Source organism: Pseudomonas sp. B21-028, from assembly GCF_024749045.1.
Taxonomy (GTDB): Bacteria; Pseudomonadota; Gammaproteobacteria; order Pseudomonadales; family Pseudomonadaceae; genus Aquipseudomonas.
In genome coordinates, this window is record NZ_CP087184.1 from 6,098,254 (window position 1) to 6,114,402 (window position 16,149).

Genomic DNA, 16,149 nt, shown 5'->3' on the forward strand with positions numbered 1-16,149 from the left:
CCGGAGTGAGGGGATGCCGAGCCTAGGCGAGGCACCGAGTGGTGGGGCCAAGCCTTTTTTGCTTACTTTTTTTGGCGTTTGAAAAAAAGTAAGCCGCCGTAAGGGCGGAACCATAAGCCGCCGTTACCGCAGCAACGGATATGTACCCAGTCAAAAACACCAGGTCGACTGTCAGGTCGCCATTCGCAGCTATTCGCCCTTCGCCACCCCACGCCCCGGATCATTAATCCATTCACTCCACGACCCGGCATACAACCTCCCCAACGGATACCCCGCCAGGCACAAGGCAAACAGGTTATGACACGCAGTCACCCCGGAACCGCAATAGGCCACCAGCTCAGTCGGCGAACGCTCCCCCAGTTTCTCGGCAAAACGCTGCCTGAGCCGATCTGCCGGCAGAAAACCCCCATCAGCGCCAAGGTTGTCGGTAAATGCCGCACATTGCGCCCCCGGGATGTGCCCGGCCACCGGATCGATCGGCTCGACTTCGCCCTTGAAACGCGGCAACGCACGAGCATCCAGAAGCGTCATCTCCGCTTGGCCGAGACGCTGTTGCAGCGCCTGGGCGTCAAGCAACAGAGCTTCATCCGGTGAACCGTTGAACGTCCCGACGCTGCCCGCCGGCGGATCGAGGCTCAAGGGCAAACCATTGGCATGCCAAGCCTTGAGCCCACCATCGAGAAGGTAAACACCCTCGCGCTTGCCCAGCCAGGCCAGCAACCACCAAGCCCGGGCCGCATAGGCACCGGGACCGTCGTCGTACAGCACGATGTCGCTGTCGTTGCTGATACCCCAAGCCCGCAAGCGCTCTATCAACGCTCCAGGATCCGGCAGCGGATGGCGTCCGGTCACTCCCTTGATCACCGGGCCACTCAGGTCGCGCTCAAGGTCCGCGAACGACGCACCGGCAATATGTCCCTCGGCGTAGCTGCGTTGGCCGTAATCCGGGTCATCGAGGGCAAAACGGCAATCGAGGATCACCAGCCCGGGCTGCGCCTTCCTTTGCTCGAGGGCTTGAGGGCTGATGAGTTGCGCGATGGGCATGGAGAGCTCCTGTGGCGGAATGAGTGGCCTTTAGGGTTCAGATCCGATACCTACTGCCCGTCCTCCAGGGTCTGGGGCAGAGGGACGTAATACTCTTTGAACAGTGCATCCACCGCTTCGCGGGCCTGATCGGTCACGAAACCGGCCTCCAGCACCAACACCTGGTATACCCCGCGCTTGATGGCCTGTTCGCTCAAATGATTGAAGTTTTCCCGCGTGGTGCAAAGAAATCGCACCCAGGATGTCAGGATGATCCAGGCATTGAGGGTCAGGGATTCGATCTGCACCCGATCCATCTCCAGAATGCCGGCCGCGACGAAGCCCTCATAGATGGCGGTCCCGTGGATCAGGCAACGCTGGGAGAACCGGCGATAGCGAGCCGCAAGGTCCGGATCGCTGTCGAGCAGATGCTCCAGGTCCCGGTGCAGGAAGCGATAACTCCACATCGCCGACAGCAACTCCTGGAGATAGAAGCGCTTGTCCTCCACCGTGGCCGCCCGCCCCTGGGGCGGGCGCAGGAAACTGTCCACCAGGTTTTCGTACTCACTGAACAGCACGGCGATGATCGCCTGCTTGTTGGGGAAGTGGTAGTAGAGGTTACCCGGGGACATGTCCATGTGGGCGGCAATGTGGTTGGTGCTGACACTGCGCTCGCCCTGCTGGTTGAACAGCTCGAGGCTGTTTTGCACGATGCGCTCGCTGGTTTTCATTCGTATGGCCATGGCTTGGGCTTTAATTCGACGAAAGCATTGGGGCATCTTACGACCTATCGCCCAGAGGACAACCCCAAAAGGCATCAAGGATGTCATTTGACTTCATAGAGCATAAGCTCTAGAAAACACCCACACTAATAAGAACTGGTGCCTGATGATGCCTGCCGACATTGCTTATCTGCGCGACTCCCAACGGCAATTGGATGAGCTGCAGTCACTCTTCGAGGCACAGCGCCAGGCGTATGCCGTTCATCCGATGCCTCCCGCCGAGCAGCGTCGGCAATGGCTCAAGTCCCTCCGGGAAATGCTGAGCAACGAACGACAGGCCCTGATCGACGCCATCAGCGAGGATTTCAGCCACCGCAGCGCCGACGAAACGCTGTTGGCCGAGCTGATGCCGAGCCTGCACGGCATCCATTACGCCAGCCGACGCCTCAAGGGCTGGATGAAACCCTCCCGGCGCAAGGTAGGCATGGCCTTCCAGCCGGCCTCGGCCAAGGTGATCTATCAGCCGCTGGGCGTGGTCGGGGTCATCGTGCCGTGGAACTATCCTCTGTTCCTGGCCATCGGGCCGTTGGTCGGGGCGTTGTCGGCGGGCAACCGGGTGATGCTCAAGCTCAGCGAAGCCACACCGGCCACCGGACTTCTGCTCAAGCAATTGCTGGCGCGGATCTTCCCCCAGGACCTGGTGTGCGTGGTGCTCGGCGAGGCAGATGTCGGCGTAGCCTTTTCCAGGTTGCCGTTCGATCATCTGTTGTTTACCGGCGCTACCAGCATTGGCAAGCATGTCATGCGGGCCGCTGCCGAGAACCTGACCCCCGTCACCCTGGAACTGGGTGGGAAGTCGCCCGCCATCGTGTCCACCGACGTGCCCCTGAGCGATGCCGCCGAGCGCATCGCCTTCGGCAAGATGCTGAATGCCGGGCAGACCTGTGTCGCGCCAGATTACGTGTTGGTGCCGCAAAACCGCGTCGGCGAGTTCGTCGATGCCTATCGCGAGGCGGTTCGCAGGCTTTATCCGACCCTGGCTGACAACCCGGACTACACCGCGATCATCAACGAACGACAACTGGCACGACTCAACGGCTACATCAGCGACGCGACCGGCAAGGGCGGGTTGCTGATCGAGTTGTTCGACCAGGGCCAGGGACGCCGCATGCCCCACAGCCTCCTACTCAACGTCAATGACGACATGACCGTCATGCAGGACGAGATCTTCGGCCCGCTGCTGCCTATCGTGCCCTATGACGACCTGGACCAGGCGTTTGCCTACATCAATCAACGACCTCGTCCGTTGGCGCTTTACTATTTCGGCTACAACAAGGCCGAGCAGAATCGCGTACTCCACGAAACCCATTCCGGCGGCGTTTGCCTGAACGACACTTTGCTGCACGTTGCCCAGGATGACTTACCGTTCGGTGGTATTGGTCCTTCGGGCATGGGGCATTACCACGGGCACGAAGGTTTCCTCACCTTCAGCAAAGCCAAGGGCGTGTTGAGCAAACAACGCTTCAATGCCGCCAGACTGATTTATCCGCCCTACGGCAAGCCGCTCCAGAAGTTGATTCAGAAGCTGTTTGTCCGTTAACCGGGTGCCTGAGCGGGAAATAACAATAATGAACCCAAGCCTGACCGATACACCCGCACTGTCGCGGCGCGGCCTGCTGAAATTCAGCCTCGGCGCCAGCGTATTCCTGAGCACCGTCGGGTTGGGAGCCAGCCTGAGCGGTTGCTCGCCAAGCCAACCGGCCAAGGGTCTTGCCGCCCTGCGAGACAGCGACCTGCCGTTTTTACGCGCCGTCATCCCCGTGATGCTGGAGGGCGCCGTGACGGTCGAACAACTTCCAGCCGCTGCTGACGCCACCCTGGGCAGCCTGGATACCGGCCTGGCCCACCTGTCCCCGCCCATGCTCAAGCTCACCCGCCAACTGTTCGACGTACTCACGCTGGGCATTACCCGCGGGCCGCTGACCGGCGTCTGGGGCCCGTGGGAAACCGCCAGCGCCGATGACATTCGCCAGTTCCTCGATCGCTGGGAAAACAGCTCGCTGGACCTGCTGCGCCAGGGCCACAGTTCGTTGCTGCAAATGGTGATGATGGCGTGGTACAGCCGGGCCGAGGCCTGGGCACATTGCGGCTATCCGGGGCCGCCAACGGTTTGAGACCCACCGAAATCCCTGTGGGAGCGAGCCTGCTCGCGATGGCGGAGTGTCAGCCAACCTCAATGTTACTGGCCCACCGCTTTCGCGAGCAGGCTCGCTCCCACAAGAAGACCACCGCCCACCCAGAACAACAAGAGAGCCTGAACATGCCCGTACCCGACCCCTTCCGCGAGGGCCTTGCCCGCGGCTGGACCACCTACAACGGCGCTCGGCTGAGCCAGGACCTGACCCTGGAAGCAGACGTGGCAATCATCGGCAGCGGCGCGGGCGGCGGTACCACGGCGGAGATCCTCAGCGCGGCCGGCTACAACGTATTGCTGATCGAGGAAGGCCCCCTCAAGACCAGCAGCGACTTCAAACTGCTCGAAGATCAGGCCTACACCAGCCTGTACCAGGAAGGCCTGGGGCGCATGAGCAAGGATGGCGCCATCACCATCCTCCAGGGCCGTGCCGTGGGAGGCACGACCTTGATCAACTGGACCTCGAGCTTCCGCACACCGGACCAGACCCTGAATCACTGGGCGGCCGAGCACAACGTCAAAGGGCACAGTCCTGCCGAGATGGCGCCCTGGTTCGAGCGGATGGAACAACGCCTGGGCGTGGCACCGTGGCTGATTCCGCCGAATGCCAACAACGACGTCATCCGCAAAGGCTGTGAACGACTGGGCTATAGCTGGCACGTCATCCCGCGCAATGTGCGCGGCTGCTGGAACCTGGGCTACTGCGGCATGGGCTGCCCGACCAACGCCAAGCAGTCGATGCTGGTCACCACCATCCCGAGCCTGCTCGACAAGGGCGGCGCGTTGCTTTACCTGGCGCGGGCCGAGCGCCTGACCCTCAAGAACGATGCGGTCGTCGACCTGCAATGCCTGGCCATGGATGAACGCTGTGTGGCACCCACCGGGCGGCGCATTACCGTCAAGGCGCGCCACTACGTGCTGGCCGGCGGCGGCATCAACAGTCCGGCATTGTTACTGCGCTCCGATGCACCAGACCCCCATGAACGCCTGGGCAAACGGACATTCCTGCATCTGGTGAACATGTCGGCCGGGCAGTTCGAAGAGGTCATCAACCCGTTCTACGGCGCGCCACAGTCGATCTATTCGGATCACTTCCAATGGCAGGACGGCGCTACCGGCAAAATGTCCTACAAACTCGAAGTCCCCCCCTTGCACCCCGCCCTCGCTGCCACGCTGCTGGGCGGTTTCGGCATACAGAACGCCGATCGCATGGCGCAACTGCCCCATACCCATGCCATGCTGGCCTTGCTGCGCGACGGCTTTCATCCGGACAGCCCCGGCGGCAGTGTCGAGTTGCGCAGCGATAGCACCCCGGTGCTCGATTACCGCGTTTCACCCTACGCCTGGGACGGCTTTCGCCGTGCGTTCCACAGCATGGCCGAGATTCAGTTCGCCGGCGGCGCCAGGGCGGTCATGCCGCTGCACAGCGATGCCCGCTACGTGAACACCCTGGCCGAGGCCCGAAGCCTGATCGACGGACTGGACCTTGCCCTGTATCGCACACGCCTGGGCAGCGCCCATGTGATGGGCGGCTGCGCGATGGGCGAAACGCCGCAAACCGCTGTCGCCGACAGCCTCGGCCGTCATCATCAACTCAGCAACCTTTCGATCCACGACGGCTCGCTGTTCCCCACCAGCATCGGTGCCAACCCGCAATTGTCGGTGTATGGGTTGACGGCAAAACTGGCGACATCCCTGGCCGAACGTCTGAGAAATTCATGAATATCCAGATCATTCGCAGCGTCTATAGTGCTTTCTTACCCCACAGCCGACTTGGCCGACCGAGAAGGCTGCGATACCATCCGACTCCCCAACGGACTCCCGCCAGGACGACGCGATGAACCGAGTGTTGTACCCAGGTACCTTCGACCCTATTACCAAGGGCCATGGCGATCTGGTCGAACGCGCCGCGCGCCTGTTCGACCATGTGATCATTGCCGTTGCCGCCAGCCCGAAGAAAAACCCGCTGTTCCCGCTGGAACAACGGGTGGAATTGGCCCGTGAAGTCACCAAGCACCTGCCCAACGTAGAGGTGGTCGGCTTCTCGACGCTGCTGGCGCACTTTGCCAAGGAACAGAACGCCAATGTGTTCCTGCGCGGCCTGCGGGCGGTTTCGGACTTCGAGTACGAGTTCCAGCTGGCCAACATGAACCGCCAGTTGGCCCCGGACGTCGAAAGTCTGTTCCTGACGCCGTCGGAGCGCTATTCCTTCATCTCATCGACCCTGGTACGCGAAATTGCTGCCCTGGGCGGCGACATCACCAAGTTCGTCCACCCGGCCGTGGCCGATGCGCTGACCCTGCGCTTCAAGAAGTAGTCCGACTGACTGCGATCCACTTCGCGGCAGAACGAACGCAGTCCATCGCACCCGCGTGCACTGCGCTCGCCAATGCGGCACAATTGCGCATATTCGTTTTCAGATGCCCGGGCCCAACGCCCCGGCAGGAGCCTGCATGTCCCTGATCATCACCGACGACTGCATCAATTGCGACGTCTGCGAACCCGAATGCCCGAACGAGGCCATTTCACAAGGCGAAGAGATCTACGTCATCGATCCGAACCTGTGCACACAGTGCGTCGGCCATTACGACGAGCCCCAGTGCCAGCAGGTCTGCCCGGTGGATTGCATTCCGCTGGACGAGGCCCATCCGGAAACCGAAGAGCAGTTGATGGCGAAATATCGCAAGATCACTGGCAAGGGTTGAGCCAGAAAGTTTGTGTAGCGTCTGCACCGGCCTCATCGCGAGCAGGCTCGCTCCCACAAGGGATCTGGATCGGACACACCTGCCCTGATCACAGCAGGTTCCCTGTGGGAGCGAGCCTGCTCGCGATGAGGCCATCAGCACCACCGCACGATTCACTCCTGCTGCTCAAACCCTTCCCCGACACACCCCAGGCACCGCACAAACGTGGCCTTCGCCGGATCCACCACCAGCGCCTTCCCCGCATCGCCGACTCCGCCACCCAACGCGGTAAAGGGCAACGACACCACGAACGCCCCCGCACCGATTACGGTGGCGGCGAGCAGCAGCGGGCGGGCGATCAGCAAGTCGCCGATCATGGCGAAGGCGGGCGGATTCTGGATGGTGTAGCGCGGATCACCACTGCCGCTGTTCGCCAGAACAGGCAAACCCAGGGTCAGCAGCAGCATTAAAACAACAGGTCGAAACAGTCTCATGGGGGTCGATCCTTCGGCTGATCAGTATGACTACTGACTATAGACCGTAGGACGAATCAGCTTTGGCAACGCGGACACCAGACACTCGCACGCTGCCCCAGGCGAATTTCCCGCAAGCCCGTGCCACAGACCTTGCACAGCTCCCCGCCCCGGCCGTACACGAACAGTTCCTGCTGGAAATACCCGGGCTGGCCATCGCCGCCAATGAAATCCCGCAACGTGGTGCCGCCACGCTCGATGGCATGGGTAAGGATGCGTTTGATCTCGATGGCCAGTTTCAGGTAGCGGGCCCGGGAAATGCCTCCAGCGGCCCGACGCGGGTCGATGCCGGCGGCAAACAGCGCTTCGGTCGCATAGATGTTGCCCACACCCACGACCACCGCGTTGTCCATGATGAACGGCTTGACCGCCATGGAACGCCCACGGGAGAGCTGGAACAGACGCTCACCGTCAAACAGATCGGTCAACGGCTCCGGCCCGAGGCGTACCAGCAATTCATGGTTGAGCGGGTCGAGGCTCCAGAGCATCGCGCCAAAGCGTCGCGGGTCGGTGTAGCGCAAGGCCAGGCCAGATTCCAGCTCGATGTCCACATGCTCGTGCCTGGCGGCAGGCATGCCCACCTCCACCAGCCGCAGGTTACCGGACATGCCCAAATGGCTGATCAAAGTACCGACCTCCGCATTGATCAGCAGGTACTTGGCTCGCCGCTCCACCTGCACGATACGCTGGCCCGAGAGCCGCACATCGAGGTCTTCCGGAATCGGCCAGCGCAGGCGGCGGTCGCGCACGATCACACGGCTGACCCGCTGCCCTTCAAGGTGTGGCGCGATTCCGCGGCGGGTGGTTTCGACTTCCGGCAGTTCTGGCATGAGGCTCTCGAGTCAGGCGAGCTGGGCACTCAACGAGTGGCGAGGTCGCGGATTTCCTGTTTCTGGGTCTGGAAGTCGTATTCCGACAAGCCGATGTAATCGAGCACCAGGGGACCGACACAATCCCATTCATGGTCTTCGGCCTGATTGCCCAGCACCCGGTGCGATGCACAGATGTTCTCGGACATCTTCAGGATCGCCAACAGGTTCTTCAGCGAGCTGTTGTTGCGTGAAGAGTCGTCGCTGAAAACCGCCAGGGCGTTGTGGTGATTGGCGATGGCCTGGCTGACATGATCCGGCAGGCGCCAGGATTTGGAGGTGTAGTAACCGACCACGGCGTGGTTGGTATTGAATACGCGGTTCTCCGTGTCCACCACCCGGCATTCGGCGCTCGCGCTGGCGTAGGCCTCCTCGAGCACGGCCATGTAGCTGGGGAACTGCTTGAGCATCAGCGGCACGCCGCAATCGTGGAACAGCCCCAAGGCATAGGCTTCATCGCCATTCTCCAGGCCGACCCGCTTGGCCAGGGTCAGGCAGGTCATCGCCACGTCCTGGGCCGTATCCCAGAAGCGGTTCAAGGTGACGATGGCATCGTCGTGCAACTCGCCCTTGATCGACTGCGCATTGATCAGGTTGATAATCGAACGGCTGCCCAACAGGTTCACCGCGCGCTGGATCGAGGTGATCTTGTTGCGCAGGCCGTAATAGGGCGAGTTGACGATTTTCAGCAAGGCCCCCGAAAGCCCCGGGTCCTGGGAAATCAGCTTGGCAATGGTCTCCAGGTCCGGATCGGGCATGTACTGTTCCATCTGCAGATCCACCATGATCTGCGGCTGGGGCGGCACGCTGATGCCTTGCAGGGACTGTTGGATCTGTTCGGCGGAAAGCTCGTTGGACATGGGCACACACTCTGGGACAGGCAAGGATTCTAACCCTGAAAGACGGATCCGACACACCGCTTGGGTAGATCGGCGAAACTTTCATGGAGACTCAGGCCTGAGTCGGCAGCAACACCATTGAGCTTGAACTGTTTTTCGTACCGGCGATCCGGTTGCCACATATCGACCTCCGGGCCCGCCGGCTCCCCCAACACGGTATACTCCCGCTCTTTTTTTCGGAGCGACGTCATGTCCCTGCCCAGCCTGCGCCTCAAAGCCAACGCCGACCGTCGCCTGCGCGCCGGCCATCTGTGGGTCTACAGTAACGAAATCGACGTGGCCGCCACCCCGCTGCACGGTTTCAAGGCCGGCGACCAGGCGATCCTCGAAGCCGCCGGCGGCAAGCCGCTGGGCATCGTCGCGATGAGCCCCAACAACCTGATCTGCGCCCGCCTGCTGTCCCGTGACGCCAAGCTGCCGCTGGACAAATCCCTGCTGGTGCATCGCCTCAACGTCGCGTTGTCCTTGCGCGAGCGGCTGTTCGACAAGCCGTTCTATCGCCTGGTCTATGGCGATTCCGACCTGTTGCCGGGCCTGGTGGTCGACCGCTTCGGCGACATCCTGGTGGTGCAGATCGCTTCCGCCACCATGGAAGCCCACAAGGATGACGTGATCGCGGCCCTCACCCAGGTGCTCAAGCCCAGCGGCATTCTGTTCAAGAACGACTCCGCCGCCCGCGACGCCGAAGGCCTGCAGCGCTACGTCGAAACCGTGTTCGGCCTGGTGCCGGAATGGGTTGCCCTGGAAGAGAACGGGGTGAAATTCGAAGCGCCGGTCATGGAAGGCCAGAAGACCGGCTGGTTCTACGATCACCGCATGAACCGCGCGCGCCTGGCCCCCTACGCCAAGGGCAAGCGGGTACTGGACCTGTTCAGCTACATCGGCGGTTGGGGCGTGCAAGCCGCGGCGTTCGGCGCCAGCGAAGTCTTCTGCGTCGACGCTTCGGCCTTCGCCCTCGACGGTGTCGAACGCAACGCGGCACTGAATGGCTTTGCCGAAAAGTTGACCTGCATTGAAGGCGACGTATTCGAAGCCCTGAAGGAACTCAAGGCCAGCGAAGAGCGTTTCGACGTGATCGTGGCCGACCCGCCGGCCTTCATCAAGCGCAAGAAAGACCTCAAGAATGGCGAAGGTGCCTATCGCCGCCTCAATGAACAGGCCATGCGCCTGCTCACCAAGGACGGCATCCTGGTCAGCGCGTCGTGCTCGATGCACTTGCCCGAAGACGACCTGCAGAACATCCTGCTGACCAGTGCCCGTCACCTGGACCGCAACATTCAATTGCTTGAACGCGGCGGTCAAGGGCCGGACCATCCGGTTCACCCGGCCATCCCGGAAACCCGCTATATCAAGAGCATCACCTGCCGGCTGTTGCCCAACAGCTAATGGACCGGGGCCCTGCGCCCTGAGCATCGGCATCCGGCCTACCCACAATCGCAGCTTCGGCTGCGATTGTTTTTTGCGTAAGAAAAGTTACCCAACCTCGAAGTTAATACCCCCACCCGGCATCTTTGTAAGAACCCTCTCACATTATTACTGGAGCTTTCCTACTCAATCTCCCCTTGCCAAGTATTCATTAAAAACTATGATTGAACAGTCACTGAACAAGTGACAAATATTGAGAACACAACATTTATTCAACGCAAAGGAGCTGCATCATGAAAGCAATCAATCTGGAAGCTGACAAAATCGCAAACCTGGCGGGCCTGATTACTCCAAAGAGCCGCTAAGCCAGTAAGAGCTTGAAGTAAACGATGGGCTGAGGAGTGCCGGCGTCTCAGCCTCATCCGGAAAGTCTTACCCCTAGCGGAACCCCTTTGCATGTATATAAATCCGTGCCTCTTCGTTCTTGCGCGCCCGCCGCACCAAGTTATATGGAACTACGAGCGTCATACCCAATTCGAACTCGACCTGCATTATTCGACACGACTGGCGCAACTTATAGCCAACCCACTGCAATTCGACATCAACAATTCAATCGATGCCGATTTCATGAACGCGAACATACTCATCGAAGAACCGGGAAGCCCCATTGAGTGGCACTGGGATGAGTTGTCCAGGATATTCCACATCGGCACAAAGAATATTCCTTGTGCACAAGTTCCCAGAGACGTGAATGAATGGGCGACCGAGTACCTGCAGCATTGCAATGAAGTGCTGTCTTCACCAGTGCCTCCCACCCGGACAAGAACGTATCCCGCCGACCGGATCGTCCTGCCTCCCTGCACGTTGATCGACATGCCGGACGTTTCTCTGCCCCAGACCCTGGTCGATCGACGCACGTCCCGCTCATTCAGCGAACAAGCCATCTCGATCGAACAGGTCGGCACGCTCCTGTACCTGGCCCTGGGGTACCTGAACGAACGCCGGGGCACCCAGGGGGCCACCTGTCCCGATGCGCTGGGGGCAAGACGCAGCAGCCCCTCGGGGGGAGGCCTGAATGCCTGCGAGGGTTACCTGTACGTACGCAACGTGACGGGCCTGGCACCCGGCGTCTACGCCTATCATCCGGACGCACATGCCCTGAGCCTGATCCAGCCGCTGCCCGCCGAATCTCTGGGCAATCTGTTGTGCGGTCAGCACTTCATCAATCCCCTGCCGTTCGGGCTGTTCCTCACCTCGCGCTTCGACAAGCTCTGGTGGAAATACCCTCACTCTCGCGCCTACCGGATGGCTTTTGTCGAAACCGGTCATGTGTCCCAGACCTTCCTGATGGTTGCGACTGCATTGGGCCTCGATACCTGGCTGACCGGAGCATTGGCCGACCGTGAAGTCGAACACCTGCTCGGCCTTGAAGGTACTTGCGAACAACCGTTGTTTTTTGTCGGCTGCGGCCATGGCGACGGACAGGTGCATTGCAAGGAGCTGATGGCGTTGATCGACCGACAGGAGGTCGCTTCATGACCAGCTCAGCCTCCAGCCGGGCGCCTCATTACACATTGGGCGATTGGGATCACAAGGCCGCCGTACGCGTCGGCAAGGGCGACTATCGTCTGCCGGAGAACCTGGAACAACAGCTCCGCAGTCGAGACTGGTTTCCGCCAGCCTTCATTCCCTATATCGAACATCCGTTGATCCACGAGGCAGGCCGCTCCATTGCACAGCGCCTTGCGGCCAACCACCTGGTGCATTTCCTCGACTACACCACGCTGCTCGAACACCGGGTCGTCAATCGCGCCGTGGAAACCATCGTCCATGGCGAGCTGCCCCTGCCGATTCCCCTGCCGATGAAAACCGCGGCCCTGCAGCTCTATACCGACGAGGGCTACCACGCACTTTTTTCCAATGAAGTGGCTGAACAGATCGCGACCCTCTACGGGATCAGCGACCGGCCACCACCCAGGCGTATCCAGCGCCTGCTGGGCATGATCGATACCGTCGCTCCCGGGGACCGGCCTCTGGCGTGGTTCCTGCTGGGGTTCGTCTCCGAGACGATCATCGCCAAGGAGTTACTGACCATTACCCGCGACACCCTGGTGTGCACCGTATACCGGATGCTCAGAAGTCATCTCGAGGACGAGGCACGCCACAGTCGCTACTTCAGCGAAGTGTTCCAGTACCTGTGGGCCGCCCTGGATCCCACGCAGCGCGACCTGGCCGCAACCCTGCTGCTGCAGATCATCGGCCTCTATTTCAAGCCGGACATGCCCTGGCTGAAGCGCAGCCTCGCCAGCGTCGGTTTCAACGAACGGTCTGCCCTCCAGATCGTTGGCGACCTCCTGCTGCCGGACGCCCAGGGCCAACGAGTGCGCTCGGGGGCGGTGTCGACCTTCGCGGCCATGCGCAAGGCAGGTTTTTTCGACGACGAACACCATCGGCGGCTTTTCGCCCAGACAGGGTTTATCGATGGTTGAGCCCAATGGCCTTCCAGGCCGCAAACCCGCCACCGTCGGCTTATTGGTCACGATGACCCTGCTCGGTGTGTTCCCGATCGACGTCGTGTTGCCCTCGTTCCCGGCATTGTCCGAACATTTCGGACGTTCCTCGTCCGACATCGCCCTGTCGGTCAGCCTGTTCGCCATAGGCATCGCCCTTTCGCAACTGCTGATCGGCCCGCTCTCCGACACAATGGGACGCAAGAACCTGCTGTTGATCGGGATCACCGTTTCAGCCGCCGGAGCCACGGGTTGCGTACTCACCGACGACTACGGGGCATTTCTGTTCTTCCGCGTCGTCCAGGCGTTGGGATGCGGTTGTTTCGTGCTGTCCCAGGCGTTGATCCAGGACCTGTTCAGCGGCCTGGAACAACAGCGGCTGCGCATCTTCCTGGTCACCTGCGGTGGTATTTTCATTTCCGTTTCTCCCCTGGCCGGTACCGGGCTGCAGCATTGGATGGGGTGGCGCGGCAGCTTTCTGGTGTTCATTGCCCTGGCAGCCGGCGTATTCGTGAGCGCCTGGCGTTTATTAAGCCACTCCACGGCGAGCAGCCAAGACAGGCGCCTGAACTTCATCGGCGCCTATCGAAAGGTATGCGGTGATTTCAGCTTCATGGCCTACTGGCTGACCTCGGCACTGGCTTTTTCCTGCCACTTTTCATTCATCGTCATTTCTCCGCTGGTATTCATCGACCAGCTACAGCTCTCGCCCGAGGCTTTTTCCCTGGCACTGCTGGGTTACGGACTGGCCTACATCGGCGGCGGCGCGGTGGCGACAGTGCTGAGCAACCGGATCGACCCACAGACACAGATCATCACCGGCCTGAGCCTGATCCTGCTGGCGGGCGTCTTGATGTTCGGGCTTTCCAGCCATCTCGGGTTATCGGTCACCACGGTATTGCTGCCCATGATCATCTGTACCGCCGGAACTACCATCGCCCGTGCGGCGGCCCACACCCGGGCCATGAACCTGTTCCCTGAGCAAGCCGGTACGTCCGCTTCGGCTGGCAGCGTGCTGATCTTCATCGTCGGCGGGCTGACCAGTGCCGCGATCAGCCTCACGCCGCTTGACCTGCAAACCACCCTGGCGTTGTGCCTGGTGCTGCTCAGCCTCCTGGGATTGGCGCTCAATGGCCTGATCCGGCATCGTCGCCGGGGGCTATTGACCGGCTGAGCGCCGCCGGTCGTCATCCCGAGCACGACATTGGCATCCGATCAGCGCTTTGCGTCATTTCATCCTGGCGCCAGCGGTGTAGAATCGCGACATTCATCGCCATTCATCCCCCGGCGGGTTTATGAGCTCATGCTGAGACGCGCAGCGATCCTGCACAGTCATCGGCCACTTCCGGACACACGGCCAACCCCGAGTGCTCCAGACGTCAATAGAAGCTCACTTTCCCCTTGATATCTGATTAGCCGCCCGGAGTGCTCCATGCCCGATTACCGCTCGAAAACATCCACCCACGGCCGCAACATGGCCGGCGCCCGCGCACTGTGGCGCGCCACGGGGATGAAGGATGACGACTTCAAGAAGCCGATCATCGCCGTTGCCAACTCCTTCACCCAGTTCGTACCCGGTCACGTACACCTCAAGGACCTGGGCCAACTGGTTGCCCGCGAAATCGAACGCGCTGGCGGTGTGGCCAAGGAATTCAACACCATTGCCGTGGACGACGGCATCGCCATGGGCCACGACGGCATGCTTTATTCGCTGCCGAGCCGGGAAATCATCGCCGACTCCGTCGAATACATGGTCAATGCCCACTGCGCCGACGCCATCGTGTGCATCTCCAACTGCGACAAGATCACCCCTGGCATGCTCATGGCTGCCCTGCGCCTCAACATCCCGGTGATCTTCGTGTCCGGCGGCCCGATGGAAGCTGGCAAGACCAAGCTCGCCAGCCACGGCCTGGACCTGGTGGATGCCATGGTCATCGCCGCCGACTCCAGCGCCTCCGACGAGAAGGTCGCCGAGTACGAGCGCAGCGCTTGCCCGACCTGCGGTTCGTGCTCCGGCATGTTTACCGCCAACTCGATGAACTGCCTGACCGAAGCACTGGGCCTGGCCCTGCCAGGCAATGGTTCGACCCTGGCCACCCACAGCGATCGCGAACAGCTGTTCCTGCAGGCCGGACGGACCATCGTCGAGCTGTGCAAGCGCTACTACGGCGAGAACGACGAGTCGGTGCTGCCGCGCAACATCGCCAACTTCAAGGCCTTCGAAAACGCCATGACCCTGGACATCGCCATGGGCGGTTCCACCAACACCATCCTGCACCTGCTGGCCGCCGCCCAGGAAGCCGAGATCGATTTCGACCTGCGCGACATCGACCGCCTGTCCCGGAACGTGCCACAACTGTGCAAGGTTGCGCCGAACATCCAGAAGTACCACATGGAAGATGTGCATCGTGCCGGCGGGATCATCAGCATCCTTGGCTCCCTGGCCCGTGGCGGCCTGTTGCACACCGACCTGCCGACCGTGCACAGCAAGACCATGGCCGACGCCATCGCCAAATGGGACATCACCCAGACCACCGACGAAGCCGTGCACCACTTCTTCAAGGCCGGCCCGGCGGGCATTCCGACGCAAACCGCGTTCAGCCAGTCGACTCGCTGGGAAACCCTGGACGACGACCGTGAGAATGGCTGTATCCGCAGCGTCGAACATGCCTACTCCAAAGAGGGTGGCCTGGCCGTGCTCTACGGCAACATCGCCCTGGACGGCTGCGTGGTGAAAACCGCCGGCGTCGACGAGTCGATCCACGTGTTCGAAGGCAACGCCAAGATCTTCGAAAGCCAGGACAGCGCCGTGCGCGGGATCCTTGCCGACGAAGTGCAGGCCGGCGACATCGTGATCATCCGCTACGAAGGCCCGAAAGGTGGCCCGGGCATGCAGGAAATGCTCTATCCAACCTCCTACCTCAAGTCCAAGGGCCTGGGCAAAGCCTGCGCCCTGCTGACCGACGGCCGTTTCTCCGGCGGCACCTCGGGCCTGTCCATCGGCCATGCTTCGCCAGAAGCTGCCGCTGGCGGCGCCATCGGCCTGGTGCGCGACGGCGACAAAGTGCTGATCGACATTCCGAACCGCTCGATCAACCTGTTGATCAGCGACGAAGAACTGGCCGCGCGCCGCGTCGAACAGGACAAGAAAGGTTGGAAGCCGGTGGAAGTGCGTCCACGTAAAGTGACCACCGCCCTCAAGGCCTATGCCCTGCTCGCCACCAGTGCCGACAAGGGCGCGGTGCGTAACAAGGCGATGCTGGACGGGCTGTAGGCCTCCAGCGCCGCAATAAAAAGCCCCGCAAGTGCGGGGCTTTTTATTGCCTGATATCCCATGGCAAAGGGTGATC

At 61.3% G+C, this 16,149-nt stretch carries 15 protein-coding genes; 10 read left to right on the forward strand and 5 right to left on the reverse strand.

Translation table 11 applies throughout. From position 1 onward, the window contains the following. Positions 1 to 189: 189 nt before the first annotated feature. A complete protein-coding gene (locus LOY35_RS26575; RefSeq protein WP_258628969.1) occupies positions 190 to 1,044 on the reverse strand; it encodes a sulfurtransferase in 855 nt (284 codons plus the stop codon). A gap of 50 nt (positions 1,045 to 1,094) precedes the next feature. Beyond that, on the reverse strand, positions 1,095 to 1,766 hold the full coding sequence (locus tag LOY35_RS26580; RefSeq protein WP_258628971.1) for a TetR/AcrR family transcriptional regulator: 672 nt from the start codon (positions 1,764 to 1,766) through the stop codon (positions 1,095 to 1,097). 148 nt (positions 1,767 to 1,914) lie between these two features. Here LOY35_RS26580 and LOY35_RS26585 point away from each other — a divergent pair, with 148 nt between their 5' ends. The 5 genes from LOY35_RS26585 (at position 1,915) to LOY35_RS26605 (ending at position 6,644) form a co-directional block, all read left to right on the forward strand. Then, complete coding sequence (locus LOY35_RS26585) at positions 1,915 to 3,345, forward strand: coniferyl aldehyde dehydrogenase (RefSeq protein WP_258628972.1); 1,431 nt, start codon at positions 1,915 to 1,917, stop codon at positions 3,343 to 3,345. A 28-nt stretch (positions 3,346 to 3,373) separates the two neighbouring features. Beyond that, positions 3,374 to 3,919: a twin-arginine translocation pathway signal protein gene (locus LOY35_RS26590; protein WP_258628973.1), complete on the forward strand. Its 546-nt coding sequence runs from the start codon at positions 3,374 to 3,376 to the stop codon at positions 3,917 to 3,919. 146 nt (positions 3,920 to 4,065) lie between these two features. Continuing rightward, a complete protein-coding gene (locus LOY35_RS26595; protein WP_258628976.1) occupies positions 4,066 to 5,661 on the forward strand; it encodes a GMC family oxidoreductase in 1,596 nt (531 codons plus the stop codon). Positions 5,662 to 5,776: 115 nt separating this feature from the next. Next, positions 5,777 to 6,256: a pantetheine-phosphate adenylyltransferase gene (gene coaD, locus LOY35_RS26600; RefSeq protein ID WP_040071510.1), complete on the forward strand. Its 480-nt coding sequence runs from the start codon at positions 5,777 to 5,779 to the stop codon at positions 6,254 to 6,256. 136 nt (positions 6,257 to 6,392) lie between these two features. Next, positions 6,393 to 6,644 carry a YfhL family 4Fe-4S dicluster ferredoxin gene (locus LOY35_RS26605; RefSeq protein WP_144926124.1) on the forward strand — a complete coding sequence of 84 codons (252 nt, stop codon included), beginning with the start codon at positions 6,393 to 6,395 and terminating at the stop codon, positions 6,642 to 6,644. A 152-nt stretch (positions 6,645 to 6,796) separates the two neighbouring features. On the opposite strand, the gene LOY35_RS26610 is transcribed toward LOY35_RS26605, so the two are convergent. The 3 genes from LOY35_RS26610 to LOY35_RS26620 are packed head-to-tail and all read right to left on the reverse strand — an operon-like array spanning position 6,797 to position 8,831. Next, positions 6,797 to 7,117 carry a multidrug transporter gene (locus tag LOY35_RS26610; protein WP_258628981.1) on the reverse strand — a complete coding sequence of 107 codons (321 nt, stop codon included), beginning with the start codon at positions 7,115 to 7,117 and terminating at the stop codon, positions 6,797 to 6,799. A gap of 56 nt (positions 7,118 to 7,173) precedes the next feature. Then, a complete protein-coding gene (gene mutM / locus LOY35_RS26615) occupies positions 7,174 to 7,986 on the reverse strand; it encodes a bifunctional DNA-formamidopyrimidine glycosylase/DNA-(apurinic or apyrimidinic site) lyase (RefSeq protein WP_258628984.1) in 813 nt (270 codons plus the stop codon). 29 nt (positions 7,987 to 8,015) lie between these two features. Next, the gene (locus tag LOY35_RS26620; protein ID WP_258633737.1) at positions 8,016 to 8,831 is read right to left on the reverse strand and encodes an HDOD domain-containing protein; all 816 of its coding nucleotides are present in this window, start codon (positions 8,829 to 8,831) and stop codon (positions 8,016 to 8,018) included. Between the two features lie 282 nt (positions 8,832 to 9,113). Between LOY35_RS26620 and LOY35_RS26625 the strand changes: the two genes are divergently transcribed. From LOY35_RS26625 to ilvD, 5 genes are all read left to right on the forward strand, one after another. Beyond that, positions 9,114 to 10,310 (forward strand): class I SAM-dependent rRNA methyltransferase, encoded by a 1,197-nt coding sequence (locus tag LOY35_RS26625; RefSeq protein ID WP_258628987.1) that lies wholly within the window; start codon positions 9,114 to 9,116, stop codon positions 10,308 to 10,310. Between the two features lie 435 nt (positions 10,311 to 10,745). Beyond that, complete coding sequence (locus tag LOY35_RS26630; protein ID WP_258628990.1) at positions 10,746 to 11,828, forward strand: SagB family peptide dehydrogenase; 1,083 nt, start codon at positions 10,746 to 10,748, stop codon at positions 11,826 to 11,828. Beyond that, positions 11,825 to 12,778, forward strand: coding sequence for a diiron oxygenase (locus tag LOY35_RS26635; protein ID WP_258628992.1), 954 nt, complete (start codon positions 11,825 to 11,827; stop codon positions 12,776 to 12,778). Before LOY35_RS26630 ends, LOY35_RS26635 begins: the two co-directional genes overlap by 4 nt. After that, the gene (locus LOY35_RS26640; RefSeq protein WP_258628995.1) at positions 12,771 to 13,973 is read left to right on the forward strand and encodes an MFS transporter; all 1,203 of its coding nucleotides are present in this window, start codon (positions 12,771 to 12,773) and stop codon (positions 13,971 to 13,973) included. Before LOY35_RS26635 ends, LOY35_RS26640 begins: the two co-directional genes overlap by 8 nt. Before the next feature lie 258 nt (positions 13,974 to 14,231). Then, complete coding sequence (ilvD, locus tag LOY35_RS26645; RefSeq protein ID WP_258628997.1) at positions 14,232 to 16,073, forward strand: dihydroxy-acid dehydratase; 1,842 nt, start codon at positions 14,232 to 14,234, stop codon at positions 16,071 to 16,073. Positions 16,074 to 16,149 lie beyond the last annotated feature (76 nt).